This is a genomic window from Candidatus Spongiisocius sp. (assembly GCF_965221825.1).
Lineage (GTDB): Bacteria > Actinomycetota > Acidimicrobiia > Spongiisociales > Spongiisociaceae > Spongiisocius.
In genome coordinates this window covers 2,269,986-2,294,687 of the sequence record NZ_OZ244917.1, presented here as the reverse complement: position 1 = coordinate 2,294,687, position 24,702 = coordinate 2,269,986, and the positions used below count along the sequence as shown (strand labels likewise).

The following is a 24,702-nucleotide window of genomic DNA, read 5'->3' as shown; positions in this document are numbered from 1 at the left end:
TTCAGCCGTCCCGGGCGGCCCGAAGATCCTCCAGGAACCGGTCGGGGACCGCCAGATCACCCCGTCCGACCCCCACCAGCTGGCCGGGCTTGTAGGACCCGTGGAAGTCCGACCCGCCCGACGGGAGGAGGCCGAACGACCGGACCGTCTCCTCCATTTGCCGGCGGGTCTCCGCCGGGTACTCGCCGTAATGGCACTCCACGCCCACCAGGCCGTAACCGGCCAGGCGCCGGAAGGCGGCCGCATACTCGTCGGCCGTGTTCAGCCCCAACGTATGGGGATGCGCCACGACGGGCACTCCGCCGGAGCGGCGCGCCAGCCGGATGGCCTCCTCGGGCGGGAGCAGCGGACGGGTGGCATAGGCGACGCCGCTCGACCCGAGGTATTCCCTGAATGCGGCGGGGATGTCGGGAACGTATCCCTTGGCGACCAGGAGCGCCGCGAAGTGGGGCCGGCCGACGCTTCCGTCCCCCGCCCGGGCGAGCACCTCCTCGTAGTCGATGTCGACCCCGATCTCGTCCAGACGCCGGGCGATCGCCCGGTTGCGGCGGTTCCGGCCGGCCCGGAACTCCGCGAGCCGATCCTGGAGCGGACCCGGTCCCGGCTCGAGGAACAGCACCACGATGTGGAGCCCGCCGCGATCCCATTCACAGGCCACCTCCGCCCCGGGGACGAGCTCGATTCCGGCCTTGCCCGCCGCGGCGCGCGCCTCCTGGATGCCGTCGAGCGTGTCATGGTCGGTCAGGGCGACCGCGGAGAGACCGGCCCGGACGGCCAGCCCCACGACCGCAGCCGGGCTCTCGCTTCCGTCGGAGGCGGTGGAGTGAGCATGAAGATCGACGGCCATCCGGAGATGAGGCTAACCCCGATTCCTCGGATCGGGCGCCGGGCGCGAGCCGGACGGTCGTGGCACGCAGTTGGGGGCTGTGCCGGCTGCTGCGAGCCTGATCCCGGGTCCTCTGGTTTGCGGCTCCGTTACCTGACCGTCGTGGTGGCCTGGTCCCGGCAGCCGGACAAGGGGGTTGAAAGTGTCACTGACCCCTCGCATACTGGACGGCAGTCACAAGCACCGCCGGTTCTCTGCTAATCGACGTCGAGGGAGCCGGATCCGGGATCAATCGGGAGCGGACCCGTAAGGGGATGGCGGGACGCGCTCGGACCGAAGGAGGTGGTGGCTGGGGGATGGGCCCGCCGGGGAGGGTGCGCGAGGGCGATTTTCGCGTTCTCGACGCCCCGGAGCCTGTCCGGGTTTCGGAGACCACCTACAGGGGTGGGGGCGGCCTATCCGGCGCCGGTGGCGGTGGTGGTGTCGGTGACGATCGGGATGGTGGTCGACGGGGCGGCGTCACCACCGCCGGTGAGCAGGTTCCCGACCACGAAGACCACCACGACCAGGACCAGCGCGACCAGCCCCGTGATGATGCGGCGCCGCCACTTGGCCCGGTGCGCGAGCCGGCGCTCCTCCTCAAGGCGGGCCTGGCGGTTCTGCTTCTGCCGGGCTCTCTTCTCACTCCCCATGGGGGCTATTGTAAGGGTCTCCGACGCGCCACGGCACGCCGGCGCGGCCGGAACAATAGAATGCGACCCGCCCGCGCCTCTCCCTGGAACTGCTTGCCATGTCTCTGGTTGTCCAAAAGTACGGCGGCTCGTCAGTAGCCGACTCGGAACGCATCGAGCGCGTCGCCCGCCGGGTGGCTCGCACCAAGCGCTCCGGCAACGACGTCGTGGTGGTGGTCTCGGCGATGGGCCGGCAGACCGACGACCTGATCGCCCTCGCTCATCAGGTGAGCGCCAGCCCACCGGCCCGGGAGATGGACATGCTGCTGACGGCGGGTGAGCGCATCTCCATGGCGCTCCTCGCCATGGCTCTCCACGACAAGGGAATTCCGGCGCTGAGCCTCACCGGTTCCCAGGCCGGGATTCTCACCGACTCGGCCCACGGCGAGGCGAAAATCACCGAGATACGCGGGACCCGGGTGGGGGAGGGCCTCGCCGCCGGGCAGGTGGTGATCGTGGCCGGATTTCAGGGCGTGAATCCCGATTCGAAGGAAATAACCACGCTGGGCCGGGGTGGTTCCGACGCCACCGCGGTGGCATTGGCCTCCGCCCACTCAGCGGCGGTGTGCGAGATATACACCGATGTGGACGGCGTGTACACGGCCGATCCCCGGGTGGTGCCCGACGCCCGCAAGCTCGGCGAGATCACGTTCGACGAGATGCTCGAGTTGGCCGCCGGGGGCGCCGGGGTGCTGATGGCGCGCTCGGTGGAGGTGGGGAGAAAGTTCAACATTCCGATCCACGTGCGGTCGTCGTTCGTGGAGGACGAGGGCACCTGGGTCAAGGAGAAGGTGATGGAAGAAGCGATTATCAGCGGCATCGCGCACGACACTTCGGAGGCGAAGGTGACCCTCCGCGGAGTGCCGGACCGGCCCGGCGTGGCGGCGGCCATCTTCGAGAAGCTGGCAGGCGCCCGGGTGAACGTGGACATGATTGTCCAGAACGTGGGTGAGGACGGATGCACCGACCTCAGCTTCACGGTCCCGGAAGCCCACGTCGACATCGCCCGCCGGGCCACCGCCGAACTGGTCGTGGAGTTGGAGGCCTCGGGCTCCTCGGTGGATGCCAACGTGGGCAAGGTGTCGCTGGTCGGGGCCGGGATGAGATCCACCCACGGGGTGGCGGCCCGAGTGTTCCGCGCCCTGGGCGACGCCGCCATCAACATCGAGATGATCTCCACCTCCCCGATCCGGATCTCGTGCGTGGTGAATCGAGACTCGGTGCCGGACGCGGTACGGGCGCTGCACGCCGAGTTCGACCCGCCCGTGATCGCAGCGGAGGTCGGCGCCGATGCCTGATCCACAAGTAGCAGTGGTCGGCGCCACCGGAGCGGTGGGCCGCACCATGATCGAGATCCTTGAGGAACGGGACTTCCCGCTCTCGGCGCTGCGTCTCATGGCGTCGGCTCGTTCGGCCGGCCGGGTTGTCACCACCCGCTGGGGCGACATCACGGTGGAGGACCTGTCGTCCGCCGACCCTTCGGGGATCGACATCGCCCTCTTCTCCGCCGGCGCCGGAAGGAGCCGGGAGTTCGCTCCGGCCTTCGTGGACCGCGGAGCGGTGGTGATCGACAATTCCTCCGCCTTCCGCATGGCGCCGGAGGTTCCGCTGGTGGTGGCGGGCGTCAACGACCACGCGGTGGCCGACAATGACGGGATCATCGCCAACCCGAACTGCACCACCATGACGCTGATGATGGCCGCCGGGCCGCTCCATCACTACGCCGGGCTGGCCCGTATGGTGGCCATGTCCTACCAGTCGGTTTCGGGGGCCGGGATGACCGGGATGGACACCCTCTGGCAACAGGTGATCGACCTCGGCGACCGCCGTGAGGTGCTGGTGCAGGGTGGATGGGAGCATGGCGAGACCGATCCGTTCCAGCGCCCCATCGCCTTCAACGTGCTGCCGATAGCCGGGGCGATCACCGATGCCGGTCACACCGATGAGGAATGGAAGCTGGTCAACGAGACCCGCAAGATCCTCGAACGAGACCGCATCGAGGTGGAACCGACCTGCGTCCGGGTGCCGGTCATGGTTGGTCACGGCATCTCTGCATCGATGTGGTTCGACTCGCCGGTCGATGCCGACGCCGCCCGGCGGGTGCTCGCGGACGCGCCGGGCGTCGAACTATGGAGCGACGACCGGGTGGCCACGCCGCTGGACTCGGCGGGCAAGGATCCGGTGCTGGCGTGCCGTATCCGTCCCACCATCGGCACGCCCGGCGGAGTCAGCGTGTGGGTGGTCGGAGACAACCTGCGCAAGGGGGCAGCGCTGAACGCGGTCGAGATCGCCGAGCTGCTCGTCTGAGAAAGACCGTAATCCTCGGGTAACGGGTAACCTGTGACGGGATGACGAGTACCTACCCCGCTTGGCTATCCGGCCTCGAATCAGACGGAGCGGCGGCCGGCGCCGAACCCGGATTCGCTTCCGTCGAGGAACTGCGCGCCCACCGGAAGCGGATGCTGGTCACCTCATACCGCCTCTTCGGCGCGTTCGGATGGGGGTCGCTGGGAGACGGGCACATCACGGCGCGGGATCCGGAACGTACCGACGCGATGTGGCTGATCCGCCACGGGGTCCCGTTCCACCGCACCACCCTCGACGACCTGGTGCTGGTCGGTACGGAAGGGCGGGTGGAGGAGGGCGGCGGCTCGATCAACATGACCGCCTACTACATCCACGCTCCCATCCACGAAGCTCGTCCCGAGGCGGTGGCGGTGGCCCACACCCACACTCCGTACGCCACGCCCTGGGCGGCCAACATGGAAGGCTTCCGGATGATCTGCCAGGAGGCCACCGCCTTCTTCGACGACCACGAGGTATACGAAGGCGAGGAGGTCCAGGTCTCCGACTTCGACACCGGCAAGAAGATCGCCGCCACGCTGGGTGACGCCAAGGCAGTGCTGCTGCGCAATCATGGGCCGGTCACCGTGGGCGCCTCGGTCGAGGAGGCGATCGGCTGGTTCCTGATGCTGGAGCGGGTGGCCGAAGTCCACGTCAAGGCCCCCGATGCCCGGCCGATCAGCGACGAGGCGGCTGCGATCGCGGCGCGAGAGATCGGCCACATGTCGAGCGCCCTCTACGTATTCGAGTACGCGGTGGCGTCCAAGCTGCCCGCCGGAGCCGTCGAGTAGCACGGGCCTAGATAAAGGCGGCTTAACAAACTCCCGTTCTTAGTAAAGGAATCGGGGTAAAACTTTATTAATGGAGCCGCTGACTAAAGGGGCCTTGACGAGAGCTGGGCTCTAGCCCGGCCGGACACTCTGTGTCCACGAGCCCTCCCTCATGACTCAAGCAGGCCCGTTGGCCACTGGACAGGCCGGTGTCGCGATCTGCCTCGACAATCCGCCCACCGTCTTGATCCCGATATCATCGGTGACTCGAGGATTCGGCAAGCTATTCCACCGATTCATGCAGTGCTAAGGTTGATATTGCAGTGTTGACCGCTCACCATCGAGTCTTTGAAGTTGTCTCCGTCGGTTACGAGAGGCGCAGCATCGAGGAGTTCGTGGAGATGCTGAGCGCCAACCGGGTTGATGTGCTGGTAGACGTCCGTTTGAACCCTATCTCCCGCAAGCGGGGGTTCTCAAAGACAGCCCTGACCAAGGCGCTTGATGAAGTTGGGATCGCTTATCGCCACGAACGATCGCTGGGCAACCCCAAGGAGAACCGCGATCCTTTCCGCCGCGGCCTCCAGTCGGCCAGGGATCGGTATGTACAGCATCTCCAGAATGGGGCATCCACGTCATACGGGAGTGTCATCAACCTTGCCCGAGATACACGGATAGCCCTCCTGTGCTACGAGCGCGAACATTCCGAGTGCCATCGCTCCTGCATCCTCGAGATGGCGCAGCAAGAATATCCCGATCTCCATGTCAGGGCTGTGTAACAGGGTCTCTACGCCCGCTGGGCTTCGAGAGTTGAGCGGTGGTCGTTGACCGGTCGGGCAGGCGGGATTTGAACCCACGACCTCTTCGTCCCGAACGAAGCGCGCTACCAAGCTGCGCCACTGCCCGTGCGGGGCAACAAGCATAACCTGTCCCCTGCTGGGCGGGTACCCCGTTCGCCGCTACACGGGAGGGTCGGCCCTCCCCGTCGCGTCCACCCTGATTCTCGAGACGCGGCGGCGGTCCATGGTCAACACCGTGAGCCGGAGCCCCTCGTGGTTGGTGTGGTCGCCCTCCTTGGGTATGTGCCCGAACAGGCTCAGGAACAGCCCGGCCACGGTGGAATAGGGTCCGTCCTCGACCTCGGTGCCGGTCACATCCTCGAATTCGTCGATGGGGGTCCGGCCATCCGCCAGCCATACCTGCCGCCCGATCGGCAGGATGGTGGGAACCCGAGGGTCGTACTCGTCCTGGAGATCGCCCACCAGTTCCCCCACCAGGTCCTTGATCGTCACCAGCCCGTCCACCCCTCCGTACTCGTCGGTGACGATCGCGAAGCCGATCCTCCGGACGCGCAGATCCTCAAGCACCCGCATCACCGAGGCGCTCTCCGGCGCGTAGTAGGGGGTCCTGAGCAGGCCCGAAGTCCGGTGTCCATCCAGCTCCTCGGTGTGGCTGAGCACGTCCTTGGCGTAGAGAATCCCCCGGATCGAATCCGGGTTTCCCTCCTCGCCGACCACCGGGAACCGGGAGTGGGCCGTCCTGGCCACCGCCTCCCGAACGTCGGACGAGGTAACCGGCAGGGTCAGGGTCATGATGTCGACCCGCGGCGTCATCACATCGCGGACCGGCTGGTCGGCCGTCTCGAACAGGCGCTCGATGATCTCCCGCTCCCCGGGCTCGATCTCGCCGCCTCGCTCCCCGAGCACGGCCAGCGCCCGCACATCGGCCGACGTGATGCCCGGATCGTCGCGGGCGGGAAGGCGGAGCAGCCGGAGAACCCCCTGCCCGAGGCCTATGAACACCCCGGCAATGGGTCTGAGCGCAACCGCCAGGGCCCACACCGCCACGGCCACCGCCATCCCGTACCGCTCCGGGAAGCGCGCCGCCAGCGTCTTGGGAGTTACCTCCCCGATCACGAGCACCAGAATGGTCACCACCACGGTCGACAGGATCGTGCCCCATGTCTCGCCCACCAGCTGGAATGCCAGCGCGGTCGCCACCGACGTGGCCAGGATGTTGACGAAGTTGTTGGCGACGAGGATGGTGCCGATCGAGCCTTCGAGGTCGTTGACCAGGCCTTCGAGCCGCCTCCCGCGCCTGCCCGTGGCCGCCAGTTGCTGGACCCGCTCCCTGGCTATGGCGGTCAGCGCGGTCTCGCTACCCGACAGGAACCCGGACGCCACGAGACACAGGGAGAAGACGACCCACAGTGTCAACTGGTACGTGTCGGTCATCCGGACACCGGGAGCGACGATCGTCCGGTCAGCCGGTGGCTCCTATAGGAGCCACATCAGCCAGCGTCCTCCTCAGCGCCTGGGCGCTGAACGGCTTGGCCAGCCACCCATCGGCGCCGGACCGCTTGGCGATGAAGGCGTCCGCCTGGCGGTCGAGGAGCAACACGATCGGCCCCGTGCCGGGCGAGATGGCCTTGAGAGCGCGGGTGATCGCCATTCCCCCCATGGAGCCGACCTGCATGTCCACGATCGACAGGTCGGTGCCGACTGCGGCGGTCTCCACCTGATAGGGGTCGGTGACCTCCACGATCTCGGCCGATCCGCTCAGGGCGGCGCGCACCTGGTTCCGCACCCAGGAGGCGTCGGACACGAGCAGAACTCTCACGTCCTGAACTGTAGCGAGTCGGGGAGGGTGCCGAAACGGACGGGGATGGGTTGGCCCGCGATGCCTCGACCTGGGGTTTCGTCGGCGAGTGTCGGGCTCGCCGGACATTTCGGTACCCTCCCCACGATGGCCCGCATCATCCCCCTCCTTCTCATCGCCTCTGTCCTTCTGGTCCTCGGAAGCCCGGCCATCGGGGACGAGCCGGGAGGGCACATCGAGATCATCGAGATCAGTGGCAACCTGGACCGTCCGGCGCTCGATTTCGTCTCGGACCGGGTGGAGGCCGCCGCTCGGGGAGGCGCTACCGCCGCCATCATCCAGCTCGACTCCCGCGCCACGCTCTCCGGCGGCCTGCCGCAGTTGGCGGCCCGGATCGCCGACCCGCCCCTACCGCTGGTGGTGTGGGTGGGGCCGGCGCCGGCCTCGGCCTTCGGCGGGGCCGCTCACCTGCTGGCCGCCGCCCCCATCAAGGCAGCCGCTCCCGGAGCGCGGATCGGGTACGCGCAGCCGGTCGTCGCCGGCGGCCCGCACCACCCGGTCCGACCCGGACCGCTCGAAGGCCTCGCCGGGTCCGCCTTCACGGTCGCCGAGCCCACCGAGGGACTCGTGGAGATCGTGGCGCCTTCGATCAGCAACCTCATGGTGGAACTGGACGGCCGGACCGTCGACGTCCGGGGCGAGCTCGTAACCCTCCGAACGGTGCGCCCCACCGGGGACGGCTCCGCCTCCATCGAGACGGTCTTCTACGAACCCTCCATCGGGGTGAGGCTGCTGCAGCTCGCCACCGGCGTGGAGGCGGCCTTCTTCTTCCTGGTGGCCGGGTTGGCGGTGGCGGTGTTCGAGTTCTACGCCCTCGGGCCCGGCATCGCAGCCGGCGTGGCGGCCTTCATGTTGCTGATCAGCGGCTACGGCCTGGCGGTGCTCCCGCTCCGCGGCTGGGCTGTCGGGCTGGCCCTGGCCGCGATCTGGTTCCTCACAGCCGACTTCCAGCGGGGTAGGGCCGGGCCGCTGACCGCCCTGGGCGCCCTGGCGATGCTGGTGAGCGGCCTTTACCTCACCGACGCCGCTCCGCAGATCCGACCCTCGTGGTGGATCGTGACGGTCATCACGGTCTCGGTGACCGCCTTCTACGTGATAGGCATCCGCACCGTGGCTCGGGCTCGCTTCTCCACCCCCACCATGGGCCGCCGCCACCTGATCGGCCGGTCGGGCCTGGCCGTCACCCGCTTCGATCCCGACGGGGTCGTGGAGGTGGAGGGTGCCCGGTGGCAGGCCACCGCCCATCGAGAAGCGGGTCTCGGTCCGGGCGATCCGGTGGTGGTGCGAGGGGTCGACGGCCCGATCCTGGAGGTGGATCCGGCTTAGCTGCTGGCTGTCATCTGCTGGTTATCTTCGATTATATCGGCCACAGATTGCTGATTACCGATCACTGGTCATTACTCCTCGAGGTGTAGAGCGCGAAAAACACCCCTTACCAGCCGGGTGTTCCACTGGTACGTTTCCAGGTACAACTCAGGCGGAGTAGGAGGCGGTCCACGCATGGACTACGACGACTCATGGCATCTCCACGCGCGATGTCGCAATAACTACTCACATCTCTTCTTCCCTCCGAGCACCTTCGAGAGGAAAGACGACCGGGAGCGGAGGGAAGTCAGAGCCCGGGCGGTATGCAATGCCTGCTCGGTCAAGCAGGATTGCCTTGAATACGCCCTCAGCATCCGCGAGCCGTTCGGGATCTGGGGCGGACATACGGAGTCGGAGCGGCGGGAGCTGCTCACGGTCTGACCCGCTAGGGGTTGACAGAGCGCTCGTTCCCGTAGCGGGTGGTGATGCCGCGCCGGTCTGCCCACTCCAGGAACGGAACGGCATACTTGCGGGTCAGTCCGGTGGAGTCCCGGAACTCCGCCACCGTGAAGCGCTCCGGAAGGTCGGCCAGCCGGGCGACCAGCGCATCCACCTGGCCAGGCAGGTAGGCCAGCTCCTCGGAGACCCTGACCAGGCGCCCCTCCCTGAGCAGTGCATGCAGGAGCTCGGGGTCGATCTCCATCTCCTTCAGCCTCGGCACCATCGGGCCCGCCGATTCGAGGTCGGTCCGGATACGCTCCCACTCCTCCTCTTCGGACCGATCCAACTCGGGAAGGAACCCCGCCAGCGCCACCACGGACTCCCGCTGCCCGAGACGGTCGTCGAATGGCAGCACGGCGGCGAGAGTGTCGATGCCAACCCGTAGCGCGCTGGCCAGGCTGGCATTGGGCATCCCCGGACGCAGGGGGTTGTCCTCGTGGAACCGGGCCACGATCGTCCGGGCTCGCCGGACCAGCCGGCCGGCATGGTCCTCGCTCAGCAGGGACCGGCCCGCCACCACCCCCCGGTCGGGCCTGCCTCCTCCCGAGTGGGCGGCCAGCACCTCGGGGGTCTCCACGCCGCGCCATCCGAGCAACGCGCCGGCCCGCCGGTCGGGGTCCTCCCGGAGAACGGGTCGGAGCGCGGCTACTGCTCGACGGGCGTCCCGTCCCTTGCGCGGCGCCACCGGCTCGACGATCTGCCCTCCGGCCACGATCAGGCGCCTGCCGACATCACGCAGCACGAAACGATCCCCCATCCGGACCGGCACCGGCTGTCCGGCACGGAGCACGCCCACGGTCCGGTCGTCGACCTCACCGACGGAGAAGAGGCGCACCGGCCAGGCTCCGCTGCCCAGGTGCATCTGGTAGGCCCCCCGCCTCGACAGGGGGCGGTCCACGTATCGAGCGGAGCGGAACGTGACCAGAAACCGATCGCTCGGCACCCACTCGCCGGGCCTTCCGAGCATCCACCCCCGGGCCACCTTCCTCCGGTCGAGTCCGGCGACCCCGGCCGCGGTCCGGGTTCCGGCTTCGATACGGTCTCGCTCCGCTTCGTGAGCCTGCAAGGAGCGCACCCGTCCCGTGACGGCGCCGGGGAGGACCTCCACGTCGTCGCCCACCGCGATGGACCCGCCGACGAGAGTACCGGTGACCACAGTGCCGGCGCCGGCCATCGGGAACACCCGATCGATCCAGAGCCGGGTGCGATTGCTGCGGTTGGCGGGCATCGCTGCGATCACCCCCGCCAGCGCCGCCCGGAGATCTTCCAAGCCATCCCCGCTCACCGCCGACACGCCGACGATGGGACAACCCTCCAGGGAAGTGCCCGACAGCCGCTCCTCGACCTCCAGCGTGGCCAGCTCGATCAGATCGGCGTCCGCCCGGTCGGTCTTGGTCAGCGCGACCAGTCCGTGGCGGATTTCGAGCAGGTCGAGCACCGCCAAGTGCTCCTCCGATTGGGGCATCCACCCCTCATCGGCCGCCACCACCAGCAGCGCCACATCGAAGCCCCCGCTGCCCGCGAGCATGTTCTTCATGAACCGCTCGTGGCCCGGGACGTCCACGAATGAGACCTCCTGGTCCCCGATCCTCGCCCAGGCGAACCCGAGGTCGATGGTGAGGCCCCGCTCCTTCTCCTCCCGCCAGCGATCCGGGTCGCGTCCGGTCAGGGCTTGGACGAGAGTGGATTTGCCGTGATCGACGTGGCCGCCGGTACCTACGACCGGCATAGAGCCCGTAGGGAGGCGGCCAGTACGGCGTCGTCTGCCGCGTCGACAGCCCTCAGGTCTATGAGCAGGTCGCCGGCCGCCCGGCGGGTCACCACGGGCGGATCGGATCCGACCAGGGCCGGCCATAGATCCTCGCCGCGGCCTTCCAGCACCAGCACCGGCGAGGGAACGGTCATGCCGGGGACCGACCCGGCGCCCGCCACGGCCTCCGACATCCGCACATCGGGGACTATCCCCGCGCAGGAGGCGAGCAGCTCGAGCCGCTCGGTCAGGGTGGCGACGGAACGCCCGACCATCTCCCAGAACGGGACCTCGCTTCCCCTCCCCCCGGCGTAGAGCTCTGCGGTGCGGGTCAGAGCGGCGATCGTGGAGCCGTCCACCCGTACCGCCCTGGCCACCGGGTTGGCCTTGAGCCGGGCCACCAGATCGGCCCGGCCCGCGATGATCCCGGCCTGGCATCCTCCGAGGAGCTTGTCGCCCGAGAAGGTCACCAGGTCGGCGCCGTCGGCCAGGACCTGCCGCACTCCCGGCTCATCGCCGATCCAGGCGGGCGGGGGTCCCTCCAGCCATGGAACCTCGGAATCCAGGAGGCCGCTCCCCACGTCGTAGACCACCGGCAGGCCGAGGCGCCTACCCAGGCCGGCCATCTGCCCGATGGTGGCCTGTTCCGCGAACCCCACCACGCGGTAGTTGGACGGATGGACCTTGAGGAGCATCGCGGCGCCGTCACCGGCAGCCTCCTCGTAGTCGGAGATACGGGTCCGGTTGGTGGTGCCGACCTCCACCAGGTGGGCTCCCGAAGCCGCCATCAGCCGAGGCAGCCGGTAGGAGCCCCCGATCTCGATCAACTCGCCCCGGGAGACCGGTACCGGCCGGCCCGCCGCCAGCGTGTGGAGGACCAGGAACAGGGCGGCGGCGTTGTTGTTCACCACCAGCGCAGCCTCGGCGCCGGTCAGATGAGCCATCAGCCGGGACAGGTAGGCGCCGCGGGAACCCCGGCGCCCCTCGGCCAGGTCGAACTCCAGGTTGCCGTAGCCGGTGGCTGCCCGGCCGGCCTCAACGGCGGCCGACGGGTGGAGCGGCGCTCGACCCAGATTGGTGTGGAGGATCACACCGGTCGCGTTGATCACCCGTCGTAGCCGGGTGTTGGACAGGCGGGCGGCATCGCCCAGGGCTGTCACCGCCGGGTCGACGGAGCGGCCTTCCAGGGCGCCGGCGCGGGCTTCATCGATACTGCGCCGGGCGATCTCGGTCGCCAGCGCCACGGGCAGGCCGTCACCGACTCGGTCGACCACATATTGCGCCAGCGCACCAACCGAGGGAAGGCGGCGCAGGTCGGGCATCGGGCAATGATACCGGTGGCCGCGCCCAAGGCGATGGGTCATGCCGCGTGCCCCGGAGCCTCAGGGGCCGCGACCGCAGGGTTGGGCATCGAATAATGGGGTCCGGGGGATAAGCTGGCCCCATGGGAGTCATTCTGGGTACGGCCTTCATCGTGGTACCGGTCCTCGAGCTGGTGCTGTTCGTCTACGTGGAGCGGCGGATCGGGCTGGGCTGGCTGGTGCTGGGGATCATCATCACGGCGATAGCCGGCGCCTTCCTCGTGCGGCAGCAGGGCTTCGCGGTCTGGCGCCGCCTCCAGACCGACCTGGCATCGGGCGCCCTGCCGGGTAGGCAGCTGGTCCATGGGGCCCTCGTGCTGGTGGGTGGGGCGCTGCTGCTGACGCCCGGTTTCCTGACCGACGCGGTGGGTTTCGCCCTGATGGTTCCCTTCGTCCGGGAGGGGCTCCGCCGCCTGGGGGTTCGCTTACTACAGCCGCGCGTGGTCATTATCGAGTGACCGGAATCCATCGGCTGCTCGCCCCCAACCCCGGGCCGATGACCGGACCGGGGACCAACACCTATCTGATCGTATCGGGCCGCGATTGCGTGGTCATCGACCCCGGGCCGCCGGAGGAGTCGCACCGCCGGGTCATCCTCGACGCCATCGGAGGTCTGCGCCTCCGAGGAGTGCTGGTGACCCACACCCATCCCGACCATGCCCTCCTGGCCGATCCGCTCGCCGCCGAGACCGGCGCCAGCACCTATGGCTACGGACCCGGACCGGCATTCAACCCGACCCGTCGCCTCCGGGACGGCGACCGGCTCCGCTTCGGCGAGGCCGTCCTGACCGCCGTCCACACTCCCGGCCACACGGCCGACCACCTGTGTTTCCGGATGGACGCCACCGTGTTCACAGGCGATCACATCATCGGCGGATCGACAGTGCTGGTCCAGGACATGGGCGACTACTACCGGTCGCTGGACCGGATCCGGGCACTGCGGCCCGAGCGCCTGCTCCCCGGCCACGGCAACCGGATCGACAACGCCGCCGAGGCCGTCGCCGCCTACATCGCCCACCGCCGGGAGCGGGAAGCCCAGATCCTTCGAGCGGTCGGCAACGGCGCCCGCACGGTCGGAGCAGTGGTCCGGACGGTGTACGGCGAGATCGATCCCCGGCTGCGTTCCGCCGCCGCGGGCTCGGCCATCGCCCATTTGCGACACCTGGCCGGCCAGGGAACGATCTCCCTGGAATGCGGCGAGGGGACCGATGACGAACTCGCCGGGGTGGCCGTCCGGGACGCGGGTGTCGCGTGACCGGGCCGCGGTTCCGGCGGAGGCTGCCCCTTGCGTTCGTGGCGCTGATGCTGCTCGTGTCCGCTGCGGCCATATCGGCGCCGGCGCAGACCACCGAGGAGGAGCTGAACCGGGTCGAGGCGGAGCTGGCTCGCATACAGGCGGAGGTCCAGCAGCTGACCGACGAATACCAGGCGGCCTGGGCGGCGGAAGCCGAATTGGAGTTCCGTATCAGCAGCCTGGAGTCATCGATCACCGCCTACGGGATTGAGAAGAGACGGCTCCAGGACCAGATCCGGGAGCGAGCCGTCGACCTCTACATGAGCGGCGCGGCCGGGAACGACCTCGCAGCCCTGATGATCGCCGCCTCCCTCTCCGACATCGACATCAGGACCGAGTACCTGGACGATGCCCGGGAGCAGGACCAGGTGCTCTTCAACGGGCTGGAGATCCTTACCCGCCAGCTGGAGGAGGCTGCCGAGACCTTGCGCCTCAGCCGCCGGGAGCAGCAAGAGGTGCTGGCCCGCCTGGAGGAGTTGTCGATCGGCCTGAACGAGCGCCTGGCCGCCGGCCAGGAGGCCTATCTCCGTCTCGAGGAGCGCAGGGCGGAGGAGATCGCCCTGGCAGAGGCCGAAGCCCGCGCCCGGGCCGAAGCCGAGGCGGAAGCCCGCGCCCAGGCCGAGGCCGAAGCCCGCGCCCAGGCCGAGGCGGAGGCGGCCTTCCTCGCCACCAGCACCACCACGACCACCGCCACCACGACCACCGCTCCCGCCACCACCACGACCACCGAGGCCGCCACCACGACCACTACCGAGCAGATCGCCGTCACCGACACCACCCTCCCCAATCCCACCGCCGACCCTCCCGACGGTCCGGTAACACCCGCCGACCCCGGCGGTGCGATGGCCTGCCCGGTGGACGGGTTCCACAGCTTCAGCGATACCTGGGGTGCGCCCCGTTCGGGCGGCCGGAGGCACGAAGGCGTGGACATGCTGGCCGACCGCGGCACCCCCGTCGTGGCGGTGGAGGACGGGACGATCCATCGGATGTCCAATACCAGCCGGGGCGGCATCGCCGTCTGGCTGGACGGCATCGGGGGCGACCGCTACTACTACGCCCACCTCGACGCCTGGGCCGCCGGCCTGGCGGTCGGTCAGATGGTCTCCCGCGGGGAGCAGATCGGAACCGTCGGGACCACCGGCAACGCCCCCGCCCATATCCCCCACCTGCATTGGGAGTTCCATCCCGACCGCGGAGGCCCCGTCAACCCGACCCCGCTGGCCCGGGAGCTGTGCGGATGACGGAGGCAACCGGCCGCCTGCGCACCTGGATAGCCGGGCTGTCGGAGATCCGCACCGGCGTCCCGGTGGAGATCGATGCGCCCGTGGACCGGGTCTGGGCGGAGGTGGTCGACTTCGCAGCGCACACCGAGTGGATGGAGGACGCCCACGCCATCCGCTTCGGGAACGACCAGCGGGAGGGACCCGGCACGGTGTTGCTGATCGACACCCGGATCGGTCCGCTCCGCACCGTCGACCGTTTCGAGATCACCGAGATCGAGCCCATGGTCTCGGTAGCCGGCCGGCACGTCGGCCTCTTCCGGGGCGAGGGCCGCTTCGATCTGTCCTCGCCGAGACCCGGGCGGACTCGTCTGGTGTGGAGCGAGCGGATCCGGTTCCCGTGGCTCTACGGAGGCCCGGGGGCAGCCCTGGTGGGCCGGGTGGTGTTGAGACGTGTCTGGACCAAGAACCTGGCCACCCTCAAGCGGAGGGTGGAAACCTGATAGTGGCCGGTTGCCAGTGGCCGGTTTGCGACCTAGAGGTAATCAAGTTCCCTGCGGCCCTTAAGGCTGGTGGGTTATCCGTCTCGTCCCTGGGTTACAACATCCACTAACCACTACTCACTAGCCGGCGACCGGATGCTCGAAGCCGGCGCACCCGTGGGCCTCCACCGCGGCGAAGGTCTCCGTGGCCAGCTCCAGCACGCGCACGAACACCACCTCGGCGCCGTCGATCACCACGGTGGCCGTCCGGGCACTCTCCACGTGTACGTAAGGGCTCCGGTCGTCATAGGCGGACGCGAACTCCACCATGGCGGCGTAGGGGGTCGGCGCCGCTTCGTGGGTCCGGTCGTACTCGGTCTCCCACGACCACGCCGGGGGGCCGCAGTCGATCGCTCCGTCGTAGCCGTCGGGGTTCTCCTCCCCGCCGCAGGCCGGTACCAGCAGGCCCGCCAACACCGCGAGCGCCACCGCCGGCCCTCCGGCGGCCCGAAGTGCCCGGTTCACGCGCCCTTGAACCGTGCCGCTCGCTTCTCCAGGAAGGCCACCACCCCTTCCCGGGCGTCATCGCTGGCGAAGACCGTATCGAAGGCCTCCGCCTCCACCGCGAGCGCCTGGTCCATCGGGAGTCCCCACCCTTCGTTGATGGCGCGCTTCGCCATTCCCAGCGCCACCGACGGCCCGTCGGCGAGGGTGGCCGCCTGATCCAGCGCCGAATCCAGCAGGGAGTCGGACGGGAACACCCTGTCGGCCAGCCCGATGGCGAGGGCCTCCTCGGCCCCGACATGACGGCCCGTGTAGATGATCTCCCGGCCCCGGTTGAACCCCACCAGACGGGTGAGGCGCTGGGTTGCCCCCGCGCCGGGAATGATCCCCAGCCGGATCTCGGGCTGGCCGACCGTGGCGTCCTCGGCCAGGTAGCGGAAGTCGGCGCCCATCGCCAGCTCCAGGCCCCCGCCGAGCGCGTACCCGAACACGGCCGCGATGATCGGCTTGGTCATCAACTCCATGCGGCGGATCACAGCTCCCAGCCGGTCCGCCTCCAGGGAACGGGCGCCGGCGGCTTTCTCATGCGCCTCTTTGAACTTGTTGATGTCGGCACCTGCCGCAAAATGAGGGCGGCCGGTGATCACCACAGCCCGTACGCCCGGATCGGACGCCCGATCGAGCGCCTCAGCCAGGTCGCGTACGACCTCGGCGGAGATGGCATTGACCGGAGGGCGGGTCAGCTCGATGACCCCTACCGCATCATGGGTGGTGTACGACGCGTATTCCAAGACCGCTCCTCGCTGTGGGTTCCGACAGGTTAGATGGCTGGGATCATGCTCCAAGCGGTTCCGTCGCTCCGGTGATGCCTGCACTCGAAGCCTCGATGCGGGACCGGTCGGCAGGTCTCCTAGACGGCGTTGACACCCGTGACGCCGGGGACCCGGTCCGTGAGGATCCGTTCGATGCCCGCGGTAAGCGTCATCATCGACATCGGACAGCCACTACAAGCCCCGACCAGGTTCAGGTTGACGGTCCCGTCCTCATCCACCCCTTCCAGGATCAGGTCGCCCCCGTCGTACTGGAGGGCCGGACGGATGTACTCGAGGGTGGAGTCGAGCAGGTCACGGTCGACCTCGACCCGTTCCTCGCGAACGGAGGGGCGGAGGGTTACCGCGGTCTCGGTGGCGCTCATGGGTCGGATGCATCCTTACGGAGGGTTGCGGGCTGGCGAACGAGCGGGCGCGGGAACGGGAGTGGAACCGGCCCGCCCCCCAGGATACCCCGCCGGGAGGGTACCGGGAAACGTCGGTTCGGCCCGGCGGCTCGCAACGTATCGCCAGGTCAGGGCCGGTCGGCCTCCCCCGTATCCCGGCGCCTCAGCTGTCGAAGGAGGTTGCCGAGATCTGCAGCGAGAGCCAGTCGGTGTCCAACTCCTCCTTGCGAACCCGCAGATCGAGATAGAGCACCGCCAGCACCACGGCGATGAAGGGCTGGGTGAGCACCCAGACGATCTCCGACGCCAGCAACGGGCCGGGGGCGCCCAGCAGGAAGCCGAGCAGCCCTCCGAGAGCCACCACCAGCACCAGGTTGGCGATGACCACCAGCGCCGAGGCGGTGGCCAGGACACCGAAGATGGCCATCCGGCGGCCGGAGGTGATCATCCAGGAGCGGGCGAAGGCGGTCAGGGGGCCTGCCCCTTCAATGATGACCACGCTCAGCGTGGCGCTCCAGGCCACGACGAGGAACAACCCCGGAAAGACGAAGAGGGCCGACCCGAGCGTGACCCCCGACCAGAACAGGACGGTCACCACGGCCAGCGACACCATCCGGCTGATGGCTGCGGCGGTGGTCTCCCGCCATGACGACTCGACGCCCGCATAGGTCTCGCCCACCGTCCGGATGACCGCCGCGAACAGGACGCTCGTGATCAGCAGGCGTATCACCAGCCACGGTCCCATCGCTCCGAGGAACTCCGATATCTCCTCGTTGGTCGGGATCGTGGAAAGGGCAGGAGGCTCCTTTGCCAGCACGTAGTAGAGCGCCGCGTAGGGCAGGTCGAGCACCGCGGCGGTCGCGATCAGCGTGCCGAAGCGGTGGCGATAGGCGGCAAAGGACTCTCTGAACACGCCGCCCGCGCCCAGAGGCCGGAGCTGGAAATCTGCCATGCGCTGATTCTAGGAGTGAGTCACCACGCCGGTTCCCGGTGGGTCACCACCGCACCACACCCACTAGATCCCGAACCTGAGGAACACCGCACCGCTGGCGGCGCCCAGAACCTGAGGATCGTGGCACCGTAGATGACGCCCTGCGCCCCAAGTTCGCCGTTCCTTGCCGTAGCCTCTGGAAAGACGGTGAGCCGGTATCCTCCGGGCCTGGCGTTCATAGGAGTGAGTTGAGAGTCGTTATCGGCGCTGACCATGCCGGCTACCCGCTTAAGGAGCACCTCGCTTCGATCCTGCGAAGCGACCACGTCGTGATCGATCTGGGCACCCACTCCACCGAAGCCGTCGACTACCCGGACCTGGCGATCGCGGTGGCGGAGGCGGTGAAGCGCGGGGAGGCCGACCGGGGCATAGTCGTGTGCGGGTCGGGGGTCGGCGCCGCCATCGCCGCCAACAAGGTCACCGGTATCCGGGCTGCGCTCGCCCACGATCATTACTCGGCCCACCAAGCCGTCGAGCACGACGACGCCAACGTGTTGTGCCTGGGCGGCCGGGTGGTCGGATCGGACGTGGCGGTGGAGCTGGCCGGGGCCTTCCTGGGCGCCACCTTCTCGGGAGAGGAGCGCCATCGTCGCCGTCTGGCCAAGATCGCCCGGTTGGAGGAAGGCCGCTAGCCGGCTCCCTCGAGCTCTGCCTTCCCTTGCCCTAGGCCCTCGATCCACCGGGCCGTGCGTTCCGCCATTCCCCGCAGTACCTCTTGTTGGGTGGTGCCGCTCCGCTTCGGCACCCGGAAGCTGTGGTCGGCGTCAGGGATGATCTCCACCACCGACCGCTCCAGCCCCCTCAGATGCGTCTCCACCAGATGCGGAAGCGCCAGCCTGTCCTTCTGGCCGGTGAAGAACAGCATGGGCACCGGAACCCGGGGCAGGTGGTCGGCTCGCAGCCGGTCGGGCTTGCCCGCCGGATGCAACGGGTAGGCGTAGAGCACGAGGCCGGCGCACGGCTGCCCCTCGACAGCCAGGTAGGAGGCCATGCGCCCGCCCATCGAGCGGCCCGCCATCACGAATCGCTCGCATCGCTGCCCCAGCCAGGCCGCCGCCGCCCGGTGGCATAGCAGCAACGTATCCCGACGGTCCGGGAACCTGCGTCCGGCTTCCATGTAGGAATAGTTGAACGTCAGCACCGGATGGCCCTGGCCGACCAGGGCCTCCGCGATGGTCGTGATCCCCGGATGGTCCTGCCCGGCCCCGGCCCCGTGGGCGAGCAACACCCCGGTGCGCGCCGTTCCCTCGGGAACCCGCCAGCGCCCGGTCACAAAACCTCCGCCCGCTTCGATGGCGACCCGCCGTGTCAACCCGGGATCCCCTGCGAGTCACAACCCCCCATTAGGGTTCCGGTCATGGACAGAACACAACAACATACAACACAACAACGCGTGAGGATCGGACCCGCGGATGTCCGCGTGTTCGAGGACGGGCCCGCGCTTGCCGCCGGGGCCGCCGCCATGATCGCCTCGTTCATCAGGCGGGAAGTTACCAAGGCCAGGGCGGCGGACGGGCGCCTGGTGTCGGTGGCCATGGCGGGCGGGTCGACCCCGGTGGCCACCTATCGCCTGCTGGCCACGATGGATATCCCGTGGTCGGGTGTCTGCGCGTGGGTGGGCGACGAGCGCTACGTGCCGCCCGACCACGAGGACAGCAACGGCGCCATGATCGGGCGGTTGCTGCTGGACCGCACGGAGGCCCGGTTCCTGCAAGTGCCGTGGGCCGAAAACCGGCCCGCACCCGAAGCCGCCGCGCTCTACGAGGCCGATCTCCTAGCGTCGATGGCAGGAGACGCCGGCGGGCCCAGCCCCGACCTGATCCTGGCCGGTATGGGCGGGGACGGCCATACCCTCTCCCTCTTCCCCGGCGACGAGGCGCTGGATATCACCGACCGGTGGTATGCCGCCACGGAGGTGGCCGCCGGACAACCATGGCGCCTCACCGCCACCTATCCCCTGGCGCATCGCGCCGCCGCCGTCTGCGTGCTGGTGTCGGGCGAGTCCAAGGCCCCGGCCCTGGCGGAGGTGCTCCGGCCCACCGGGGATAGCCCGCTTCCGGCCCACCGTCTCATGGAGGGCGCGGCGCCGGTCACCTGGCTGGTCGATCGGGCCGCCGCAGCCGGGCTCGATCTGCCGTGACCATCGCCCGCTGGACGCCCCGGGCCCCGATCGACCTGGCCGCCTCGATCGCCCGCTTCGTCCGGTACGGAGCGGATCTGCGGAGCGCCGTCTCGAACGGTTACCTGTACCGGACCACCGGCGACGGCCTTCCGTACCGCATTCGCCAGCTGGAGGACGGCAGGATCGAGGTGGACGCCGGCGACGGCGGGAACCTGGATGCAGCAGTCGAGGAGTCCCGGTTCCGGCTGGGCGAGACCCTGCCGCGAGCACCCCTCGAGGAGGTGGCGGGCCGGGTTCCCGCCGTAGCCGACCAGCTCCGGCGCATGCCCGGCTACCGCATCCCCCTCAACCCGGCGGGCCTGGAGGTCCTGGTCTCCTCGATCTGCGCCCAGCAGGTCAACATGCGATGGGCCAACACCACCATGAGCCGCCTGATCCGGCGCTACGGCACCGAGGTGGAGCTGTACGGGGTTCGATGGTGGCGCTTCCCCGGCGCCGAGCAACTGGCCGCGGCCGACCCGGCCGACATACGGGCCATGCAGTTCACCACCCGGAAGTCCGGATACATCGTGGGGGTTGCGGGGGCGATGGCGGCGGACCACCTGACGGGGCTGGAGGACGACGGCAACGAGACGGTGATCCGGCGGCTGGTGGCCCTGCGCGGCGTGGGCAGGTGGACGGCCGAGTGGTTCCTGGCCCGCTGCCTGGCCCGTCCCGATGTGGTGCCCGCCGGCGACCTGGGCGTTCGCAAGGTGGTCTCCCGTTACGTGATAGGCGCCGAGGAGGGCGAGGTGCTGCCCGAAGCGGACGTGCGGGCGGCGGTCGAGTCCTGGGGCGACGGGGGCAACTGGGCGATCCATCTGCTGCTCGAACGCTGGGCCGAGGAACACTCCCGCTAGGCCCGGTTCGAGGGCGGGAACCTGAACGATCGGAGCTAGTGCCTGCGGATGTCCCTGGGCGGTAGCCGGGGTCCGTAGGCGGGGGCACGACCGGCGTAGCGTTCCAGCAACCGCGCCACCCGTCCCCGCTGTCCCTCGTAGGGGGCCAGGAGTTCGAGCATCCTCCGATCCGTCCCGCGCGGTTCCCCCGCCAGCGCCCACGCAACCGTGTTGGGCAGATGGAAGTCGCCCACGGGGACCGCGTCGGGATCGCCCCGCACCACCCTCAGCGCCGAGGCGCTGGTCCACGGACCGATGCCGGGGATCCGATGGAGGTACTCGTACACGCCGGCCAGGCCGCCATTGCTCACGGCTCCGATCCGGTCCGCGTCCCGGCACACCCGGAGGACGATCTCGGCCCGGCGGCGCTCCACGCCAAGGGGATGGAAGTCGTAATACTCGAGCCCGGCCAGGCGAACCGGATCCGGAGGTAGGCGCAGCGTGGTGGGCCCCGGCGCCGGATCGCCGTAGCGTGCCGCCATCCGCCGGTAGCTGCGGCCGGCCTCGATACCCGTCACCTTCTGGGCCAGGATGGTCGGTATCAGGACCTCGACCAGCCCGCCCACGGCCGGCAGCCGGAGTCCTCGCCCCTGCCTCGCCGCTCGTTCCACGGCGGGATGGACGGGGACCAGTGCCGCCGGATCGTCATGTTCGCCGACCCACTCCGGTACGTGCTCCAGGGCGAGTTCGGCCCCCTCGCCCCACGCATCGGCGACCAGGTTCCGGCCCTCGAGCCGCAGCCGGACCGTGGCAGGCCCGGACCCGGTGCGGGTGGCCCTCCACAAGCCATCCGACCCGGCCCGCAGCGACGGGCCCTTAAGCCCCTTCACCACCAGGGTCCCGCGCAGATCCAGCGGGCGGCTCAGGGCCAGCGTCCGGGTGTGGGCTCTCCCGGCAAGCGCGGTAGGCATGCCGGTCAAGCTAACACTTAGCCCCGATCTACCGATCTCACGCGAATTGTTCTCCACGCGATAGGACGGATCAACTCAACGAGATCGGGCAAGAGGACCGAAGTGTGTCACAGGCTTCCTATACGTTGTATATCGCCAAGCACCTACACCGGCTGAGAGCGTCTGACCGATCGGCTCCGTCGGCCCGGAGGGAACATTCACAGGCTTCGTGGAGCGAACGCTTACCCGGCCCCGGCCGGGCATGGGCGACCACGCTCCGAACCAGGACAGGTGGTGGCGGGGGAGGGCCCGGTGCCACGCGCCGGGGCGGCGCGATTTTCGGCGTTCTTTCGGCGACTCTGGTGCTAGACCAGTTCGATGACCGCCATCTCTGCGTTGTCGCCGCGACGGGGGCCGATCTTGACTATCCGGGTGTAGCCGCCGGGCCGTCCCACGTACCTCGGCGCCACCTCGTCGAACAGCTTGGTCACCACCTCGAGATCCGACAGGTCCCTGAGCACCAGCCGGCGCGAGTGGAGATCGCCGCGGCGGGCCTTGGTGATGATCTTCTCGACGTAGGGCCGGAGCACTTTGGCCTTGGTCAGGGTGGTGGTGATCTGCTCGTCCCAGATCAGGGACTGGGCGAGGTTCGCCAGTATGGCCTTCTGGTGGGCGGGGTCACCGCCGAGGCGCTTGCCCTTTCTGGGTCTGGGCATCGGTCAGCCGTTCCTGTCCCGCGAGGGGGAGATGCCGAGCCCCAGCTCATCGAGCTTGGCGATCACTTCCTCGAGGCTCTTCTGCCCGAAGTTGGTCATGTCGAGAAGATCCTCGCGGGTCTGCTTGGTGAGCTCGCCGACGGTGCTGATCTGCGCACGCCTCAGGCAGTTGCGGGGACGTTCCGAGAGATCCAGAGCCTCGATCGGCAGGTCGAGATCCTGCGAGACGGTCTCAACCACCGCCACGTCACCCAACTCCAGACCGATGCCTTCCCCCACGTCGGCGAACAGGCTGAGCAACTCGCGCAGAGTCTTGCCGGCTGACGAGAGGGCCTCGCTCGGCTCCATCGAACCGTCGGTCTCGATATCGACCTCAAGCCGGTCGAAGTTGGTCATCTGGCCGACCTGCGTGTTCTCGACCCGGTACGAGACGTTGCGTACCGGCGAGAAGATCGCATCGATCGGGATCGTGCCGATGGGGTCGCTCCTGTCCGTAACCGCGCTGCGATAGCCCACTCCCTGCTCGACGACCATCTCGACTTCGAGACTGACGCCATCCTCCAGGGTGGCGAGGTGCAGGTCTTGGCTGACGACCTCCACCCCGGTCGGGGCTTCGAGATCGGCCGCCGTAACCGGGCCCGGACCCGTGGCCGACAGTCGAAGCGTGAGGGGCTCGAGGTCGGTCATCCGCACCACCAGCCGCTTCACGTTGAGGATGATGTCCACCACGTCCTCCTTGACGCCCGGAACGGTGGTGAACTCGTGGTAGATGCCGTCCATCCTGATCGAGGACACCGCAGCACCGGGTATCCGGGAAAGCAGCGTCCGCCGGAGCGTGTTGCCGAGCGTGTAGCCGAAACCCGGCTCCAAGGGCTCGATCACGAACCGGGCACGAGTCTCACTGACCGGCATCATCTCGATCTGTGGACGTTGAACAACCAACGCTTGCAAGGTCTTCTTCCCCTAAGTCTCGAGGGTCACTTCTTGTCGCAGAATCCGTCTCTGGCAGAGAATGAGATGGCGAAGGGCACGGCTACGAACGAGCCCTCACCTGGAGTACAACTCGACAACCAACTGCTCCCGCACCGCCGTGTCGATCTGGGTCCGGCTCGGGACGTCGATCACCTGGACACGCCGCTCGTCGAGGCTCACCTCCAACCACTCCGGAACCCGGCGGTCGCCCGCCGTGTCCGCGGCATGGCGAATCACGATTATCTCCCGGGACTTGGGCTTCACCGCCACCTTGTCTCCGGCCCGCACCCGGTACGAGGGAATGTCGACCTTTTGGCCGTTGACCTGGAAATGGCCATGGTTCACGAGCTGGCGAGCCTGGGGACGCGTCCTCGCCAGGCCCGACCGGTACACCACGTTGTCGAGCCGGCATTCGAGGATCTGTAGGAGGTTGTCTCCGGTGATCCCCTGCAGACGGGCCGCCTCCTTGTAGTACCGGCGGAATTGCCGCTCGAGCACACCGTAGATCTGTCGCATCTTCTGCTTTTCCCTGAGCTGGTGCAGGTAGTCGGAGTCGTTGCTCCGCCTGCCCCGGCGCCGACCGTGCTCGCCGGGCGGGTAGGGGCGCCGGTCGAAGTACTTCGACTTGTTGTCGTCGAGCAACTGGCCGAGACGGCGGCTCTTCCGGGTTCGGGGACCGAGGTAACGCGCCATGGCTCAACCCCTCCGACGCTTCTTGGGACGGCATCCGTTGTGGGGCAACGGCGTGACATCCCTGACGCTGGACACTTCGAGGCCCATGTTCGTGAGCGTCCGGACCGCGGTATCCCGTCCCGATCCGTTACCGCTGACGATCACCTCCAACTTCCTGATGCCGTGCTCCCCGGCCCGGCGGGAGGCCTCCTCGGCAGCCACCTGGGCCGCATACGGCGTCGACTTGCGGGAGCCTTTGAATCCCACCGACCCACCGGACGTCCACACGATCGTGTTGCCGTTGACGTCTGTGATGTTGATGATGGTGTTGTTGAAGCTGGCCCTGATGTGCGCCTGGCCGAACGAGATGTTCTTTCGCTCGCGCCGCCTTACCCGCTTCTGTTGCCTTCTAGCCAACGGAACCTCCGCAACTCACTTCGCTA

General features: G+C 68.6%; 28 protein-coding genes, 1 tRNA gene and 1 pseudogene. 13 read left to right on the top strand and 17 right to left on the bottom strand.

Annotated features, from left to right (window positions below; genetic code table 11):
• Position 1 precedes the first annotated feature (1 nt).
• Together ACOQPD_RS10800 and ACOQPD_RS10795 are read right to left on the bottom strand one after the other, a co-directional pair.
• The gene (locus tag ACOQPD_RS10800; RefSeq protein ID WP_420611961.1) at positions 2–847 is read right to left on the bottom strand and encodes a PHP domain-containing protein; all 846 of its coding nucleotides are present in this window, start codon (positions 845–847) and stop codon (positions 2–4) included.
• Between the two features lie 434 nt (positions 848–1,281).
• On the bottom strand, positions 1,282–1,518 hold the full coding sequence (locus ACOQPD_RS10795; protein ID WP_420611960.1) for a hypothetical protein: 237 nt from the start codon (positions 1,516–1,518) through the stop codon (positions 1,282–1,284).
• Between the two features lie 98 nt (positions 1,519–1,616).
• On the opposite strand from ACOQPD_RS10795, the gene ACOQPD_RS10790 reads away from it, so the two are divergent.
• The 4 genes from ACOQPD_RS10790 (at position 1,617) to ACOQPD_RS10775 (ending at position 5,446) form a co-directional block, all read left to right on the top strand.
• Positions 1,617–2,855 (top strand): aspartate kinase, encoded by a 1,239-nt coding sequence (locus tag ACOQPD_RS10790; protein WP_420611959.1) that lies wholly within the window; start codon positions 1,617–1,619, stop codon positions 2,853–2,855.
• Entirely contained in the window at positions 2,848–3,864 is a 1,017-nt protein-coding gene (locus tag ACOQPD_RS10785) for an aspartate-semialdehyde dehydrogenase (protein ID WP_420611958.1), read from the top strand. The genes ACOQPD_RS10790 and ACOQPD_RS10785 overlap by 8 nt, the downstream gene beginning before the upstream one ends.
• Positions 3,865–3,905: 41 nt before the next feature.
• On the top strand, positions 3,906–4,691 hold the full coding sequence (locus tag ACOQPD_RS10780; protein ID WP_420611957.1) for a class II aldolase/adducin family protein: 786 nt from the start codon (positions 3,906–3,908) through the stop codon (positions 4,689–4,691).
• A 305-nt stretch (positions 4,692–4,996) separates the two neighbouring features.
• Positions 4,997–5,446 carry a DUF488 family protein gene (locus ACOQPD_RS10775; protein WP_420611956.1) on the top strand — a complete coding sequence of 150 codons (450 nt, stop codon included), beginning with the start codon at positions 4,997–4,999 and terminating at the stop codon, positions 5,444–5,446.
• 53 nt (positions 5,447–5,499) lie between these two features.
• Here the strand turns inward: ACOQPD_RS10775 and ACOQPD_RS10770 are convergent.
• The 3 genes from ACOQPD_RS10770 to ACOQPD_RS10760 form a co-directional block, all read right to left on the bottom strand.
• Positions 5,500–5,573, bottom strand: a tRNA-Pro gene (locus ACOQPD_RS10770).
• Positions 5,574–5,626: 53 nt separating this feature from the next.
• Positions 5,627–6,901, bottom strand: coding sequence for a hemolysin family protein (locus ACOQPD_RS10765; RefSeq protein ID WP_420611955.1), 1,275 nt, complete (start codon positions 6,899–6,901; stop codon positions 5,627–5,629).
• Positions 6,902–6,929: 28 nt separating this feature from the next.
• Positions 6,930–7,286: a response regulator gene (locus ACOQPD_RS10760; protein WP_420611954.1), complete on the bottom strand. Its 357-nt coding sequence runs from the start codon at positions 7,284–7,286 to the stop codon at positions 6,930–6,932.
• Between the two features lie 126 nt (positions 7,287–7,412).
• Here ACOQPD_RS10760 and ACOQPD_RS10755 point away from each other — a divergent pair, with 126 nt between their 5' ends.
• Positions 7,413–8,651, top strand: a complete 1,239-nt coding sequence (locus ACOQPD_RS10755) for an NfeD family protein (protein WP_420611953.1) — start codon at positions 7,413–7,415, stop codon at positions 8,649–8,651.
• Positions 8,652–8,825: 174 nt separating this feature from the next.
• Entirely contained in the window at positions 8,826–9,071 is a 246-nt protein-coding gene (locus tag ACOQPD_RS10750; protein WP_420611952.1) for a WhiB family transcriptional regulator, read from the top strand.
• Between the two features lie 4 nt (positions 9,072–9,075).
• Here the strand turns inward: ACOQPD_RS10750 and selB are convergent, their stop codons facing one another.
• Together selB and selA are read right to left on the bottom strand one after the other, a co-directional pair.
• Entirely contained in the window at positions 9,076–10,860 is a 1,785-nt protein-coding gene (gene selB, locus ACOQPD_RS10745; RefSeq protein ID WP_420611951.1) for a selenocysteine-specific translation elongation factor, read from the bottom strand.
• Positions 10,848–12,203 (bottom strand): L-seryl-tRNA(Sec) selenium transferase, encoded by a 1,356-nt coding sequence (gene selA, locus ACOQPD_RS10740; protein ID WP_420611950.1) that lies wholly within the window; start codon positions 12,201–12,203, stop codon positions 10,848–10,850. The genes selB and selA overlap by 13 nt, the downstream gene beginning before the upstream one ends.
• Before the next feature lie 122 nt (positions 12,204–12,325).
• On the opposite strand from selA, the gene ACOQPD_RS10735 reads away from it, so the two are divergent.
• From ACOQPD_RS10735 to ACOQPD_RS10720, 4 genes are read left to right on the top strand one after another with little or no spacing between them, the layout of a single operon-like run.
• A complete protein-coding gene (locus tag ACOQPD_RS10735; protein ID WP_420611949.1) occupies positions 12,326–12,700 on the top strand; it encodes an FxsA family protein in 375 nt (124 codons plus the stop codon).
• A complete protein-coding gene (locus tag ACOQPD_RS10730; RefSeq protein ID WP_420611948.1) occupies positions 12,697–13,497 on the top strand; it encodes an MBL fold metallo-hydrolase in 801 nt (266 codons plus the stop codon). The genes ACOQPD_RS10735 and ACOQPD_RS10730 overlap by 4 nt, the downstream gene beginning before the upstream one ends.
• Positions 13,494–14,777: a peptidoglycan DD-metalloendopeptidase family protein gene (locus ACOQPD_RS10725; RefSeq protein ID WP_420611947.1), complete on the top strand. Its 1,284-nt coding sequence runs from the start codon at positions 13,494–13,496 to the stop codon at positions 14,775–14,777. The genes ACOQPD_RS10730 and ACOQPD_RS10725 overlap by 4 nt, the downstream gene beginning before the upstream one ends.
• Positions 14,774–15,259, top strand: a complete 486-nt coding sequence (locus ACOQPD_RS10720; RefSeq protein WP_420611946.1) for an SRPBCC family protein — start codon at positions 14,774–14,776, stop codon at positions 15,257–15,259. The genes ACOQPD_RS10725 and ACOQPD_RS10720 overlap by 4 nt, the downstream gene beginning before the upstream one ends.
• A 120-nt stretch (positions 15,260–15,379) precedes the next feature.
• On the opposite strand, the gene ACOQPD_RS10715 is transcribed toward ACOQPD_RS10720, so the two are convergent.
• From ACOQPD_RS10715 to ACOQPD_RS10700, 4 genes are all read right to left on the bottom strand, one after another.
• Positions 15,380–15,763: a hypothetical protein gene (locus ACOQPD_RS10715; protein WP_420611945.1), complete on the bottom strand. Its 384-nt coding sequence runs from the start codon at positions 15,761–15,763 to the stop codon at positions 15,380–15,382.
• Positions 15,760–16,533, bottom strand: a complete 774-nt coding sequence (locus ACOQPD_RS10710; protein ID WP_420611944.1) for an enoyl-CoA hydratase/isomerase family protein — start codon at positions 16,531–16,533, stop codon at positions 15,760–15,762. Before ACOQPD_RS10710 ends, ACOQPD_RS10715 begins: the two co-directional genes overlap by 4 nt.
• Before the next feature lie 119 nt (positions 16,534–16,652).
• Positions 16,653–16,937 (bottom strand): NifU family protein, encoded by a 285-nt coding sequence (locus ACOQPD_RS10705; RefSeq protein WP_420611943.1) that lies wholly within the window; start codon positions 16,935–16,937, stop codon positions 16,653–16,655.
• A 184-nt stretch (positions 16,938–17,121) separates the two neighbouring features.
• Positions 17,122–17,910 (bottom strand): hypothetical protein, encoded by a 789-nt coding sequence (locus ACOQPD_RS10700; protein ID WP_420611942.1) that lies wholly within the window; start codon positions 17,908–17,910, stop codon positions 17,122–17,124.
• Between the two features lie 227 nt (positions 17,911–18,137).
• Between ACOQPD_RS10700 and ACOQPD_RS10695 the strand changes: the two genes are divergently transcribed.
• The gene (locus ACOQPD_RS10695) at positions 18,138–18,581 is read left to right on the top strand and encodes a ribose-5-phosphate isomerase (RefSeq protein ID WP_420611941.1); all 444 of its coding nucleotides are present in this window, start codon (positions 18,138–18,140) and stop codon (positions 18,579–18,581) included.
• On the opposite strand, the gene ACOQPD_RS10690 is transcribed toward ACOQPD_RS10695, so the two are convergent.
• Positions 18,578–19,261 carry an alpha/beta family hydrolase gene (locus ACOQPD_RS10690; protein ID WP_420611940.1) on the bottom strand — a complete coding sequence of 228 codons (684 nt, stop codon included), beginning with the start codon at positions 19,259–19,261 and terminating at the stop codon, positions 18,578–18,580. The genes ACOQPD_RS10695 and ACOQPD_RS10690 overlap by 4 nt on opposite strands.
• Before the next feature lie 108 nt (positions 19,262–19,369).
• Between ACOQPD_RS10690 and pgl the strand changes: the two genes are divergently transcribed.
• Positions 19,370–20,089, top strand: a complete 720-nt coding sequence (gene pgl / locus ACOQPD_RS10685; protein ID WP_420611939.1) for a 6-phosphogluconolactonase — start codon at positions 19,370–19,372, stop codon at positions 20,087–20,089.
• Positions 20,086–20,970, top strand: coding sequence for a DNA-3-methyladenine glycosylase family protein (locus ACOQPD_RS10680; RefSeq protein ID WP_420611938.1), 885 nt, complete (start codon positions 20,086–20,088; stop codon positions 20,968–20,970). The genes pgl and ACOQPD_RS10680 overlap by 4 nt, the downstream gene beginning before the upstream one ends.
• A gap of 35 nt (positions 20,971–21,005) precedes the next feature.
• Here the strand turns inward: ACOQPD_RS10680 and ACOQPD_RS10675 are convergent, their stop codons facing one another.
• The 5 genes and pseudogenes from ACOQPD_RS10675 to rpsK all read right to left on the bottom strand — a co-directional run bounded on the left by ACOQPD_RS10675 (position 21,006) and on the right by rpsK (position 24,676).
• Entirely contained in the window at positions 21,006–21,920 is a 915-nt protein-coding gene (locus tag ACOQPD_RS10675; RefSeq protein ID WP_420611937.1) for a DNA-3-methyladenine glycosylase family protein, read from the bottom strand.
• A 347-nt stretch (positions 21,921–22,267) separates the two neighbouring features.
• Positions 22,268–22,615: pseudogene (rplQ, locus tag ACOQPD_RS10670) on the bottom strand (50S ribosomal protein L17); the annotation flags it as partial.
• A 3-nt stretch (positions 22,616–22,618) separates the two neighbouring features.
• Positions 22,619–23,557: a DNA-directed RNA polymerase subunit alpha gene (locus ACOQPD_RS10665; RefSeq protein ID WP_420611936.1), complete on the bottom strand. Its 939-nt coding sequence runs from the start codon at positions 23,555–23,557 to the stop codon at positions 22,619–22,621.
• 105 nt (positions 23,558–23,662) lie between these two features.
• On the bottom strand, positions 23,663–24,280 hold the full coding sequence (rpsD, locus tag ACOQPD_RS10660; protein WP_420611935.1) for a 30S ribosomal protein S4: 618 nt from the start codon (positions 24,278–24,280) through the stop codon (positions 23,663–23,665).
• 3 nt (positions 24,281–24,283) lie between these two features.
• The gene (rpsK, locus tag ACOQPD_RS10655) at positions 24,284–24,676 is read right to left on the bottom strand and encodes a 30S ribosomal protein S11 (protein WP_420611934.1); all 393 of its coding nucleotides are present in this window, start codon (positions 24,674–24,676) and stop codon (positions 24,284–24,286) included.
• Between the last annotated feature and the right edge of the window lie 26 nt (positions 24,677–24,702).

What these genes read in the sequence shown, in the direction of transcription:
- ACOQPD_RS10800 (WP_420611961.1), bottom strand. Translation starts at nt 847, where the DNA reads ATGGCCGTCGATCTTCATGCTCACTCCACCGCCTCCGACGGAAGCGAG.
- ACOQPD_RS10795 (WP_420611960.1), bottom strand. Translation starts at nt 1,518, where the DNA reads ATGGGGAGTGAGAAGAGAGCCCGGCAGAAGCAGAACCGCCAGGCCCGC.
- ACOQPD_RS10790 (WP_420611959.1), top strand. Translation starts at nt 1,617, where the DNA reads ATGTCTCTGGTTGTCCAAAAGTACGGCGGCTCGTCAGTAGCCGACTCG.
- ACOQPD_RS10785 (WP_420611958.1), top strand. Translation starts at nt 2,848, where the DNA reads ATGCCTGATCCACAAGTAGCAGTGGTCGGCGCCACCGGAGCGGTGGGC.
- ACOQPD_RS10780 (WP_420611957.1), top strand. Translation starts at nt 3,906, where the DNA reads ATGACGAGTACCTACCCCGCTTGGCTATCCGGCCTCGAATCAGACGGA.
- ACOQPD_RS10765 (WP_420611955.1), bottom strand. Translation starts at nt 6,901, where the DNA reads ATGACCGACACGTACCAGTTGACACTGTGGGTCGTCTTCTCCCTGTGT.
- ACOQPD_RS10755 (WP_420611953.1), top strand. Translation starts at nt 7,413, where the DNA reads ATGGCCCGCATCATCCCCCTCCTTCTCATCGCCTCTGTCCTTCTGGTC.
- ACOQPD_RS10750 (WP_420611952.1), top strand. Translation starts at nt 8,826, where the DNA reads ATGGACTACGACGACTCATGGCATCTCCACGCGCGATGTCGCAATAAC.
- selB (WP_420611951.1), bottom strand. Translation starts at nt 10,860, where the DNA reads ATGCCGGTCGTAGGTACCGGCGGCCACGTCGATCACGGCAAATCCACT.
- selA (WP_420611950.1), bottom strand. Translation starts at nt 12,203, where the DNA reads ATGCCCGACCTGCGCCGCCTTCCCTCGGTTGGTGCGCTGGCGCAATAT.
- ACOQPD_RS10735 (WP_420611949.1), top strand. Translation starts at nt 12,326, where the DNA reads ATGGGAGTCATTCTGGGTACGGCCTTCATCGTGGTACCGGTCCTCGAG.
- ACOQPD_RS10720 (WP_420611946.1), top strand. Translation starts at nt 14,774, where the DNA reads ATGACGGAGGCAACCGGCCGCCTGCGCACCTGGATAGCCGGGCTGTCG.
- ACOQPD_RS10705 (WP_420611943.1), bottom strand. Translation starts at nt 16,937, where the DNA reads ATGAGCGCCACCGAGACCGCGGTAACCCTCCGCCCCTCCGTTCGCGAG.
- ACOQPD_RS10700 (WP_420611942.1), bottom strand. Translation starts at nt 17,910, where the DNA reads ATGGCAGATTTCCAGCTCCGGCCTCTGGGCGCGGGCGGCGTGTTCAGA.
- ACOQPD_RS10675 (WP_420611937.1), bottom strand. Translation starts at nt 21,920, where the DNA reads ATGCCTACCGCGCTTGCCGGGAGAGCCCACACCCGGACGCTGGCCCTG.
- rpsD (WP_420611935.1), bottom strand. Translation starts at nt 24,280, where the DNA reads ATGGCGCGTTACCTCGGTCCCCGAACCCGGAAGAGCCGCCGTCTCGGC.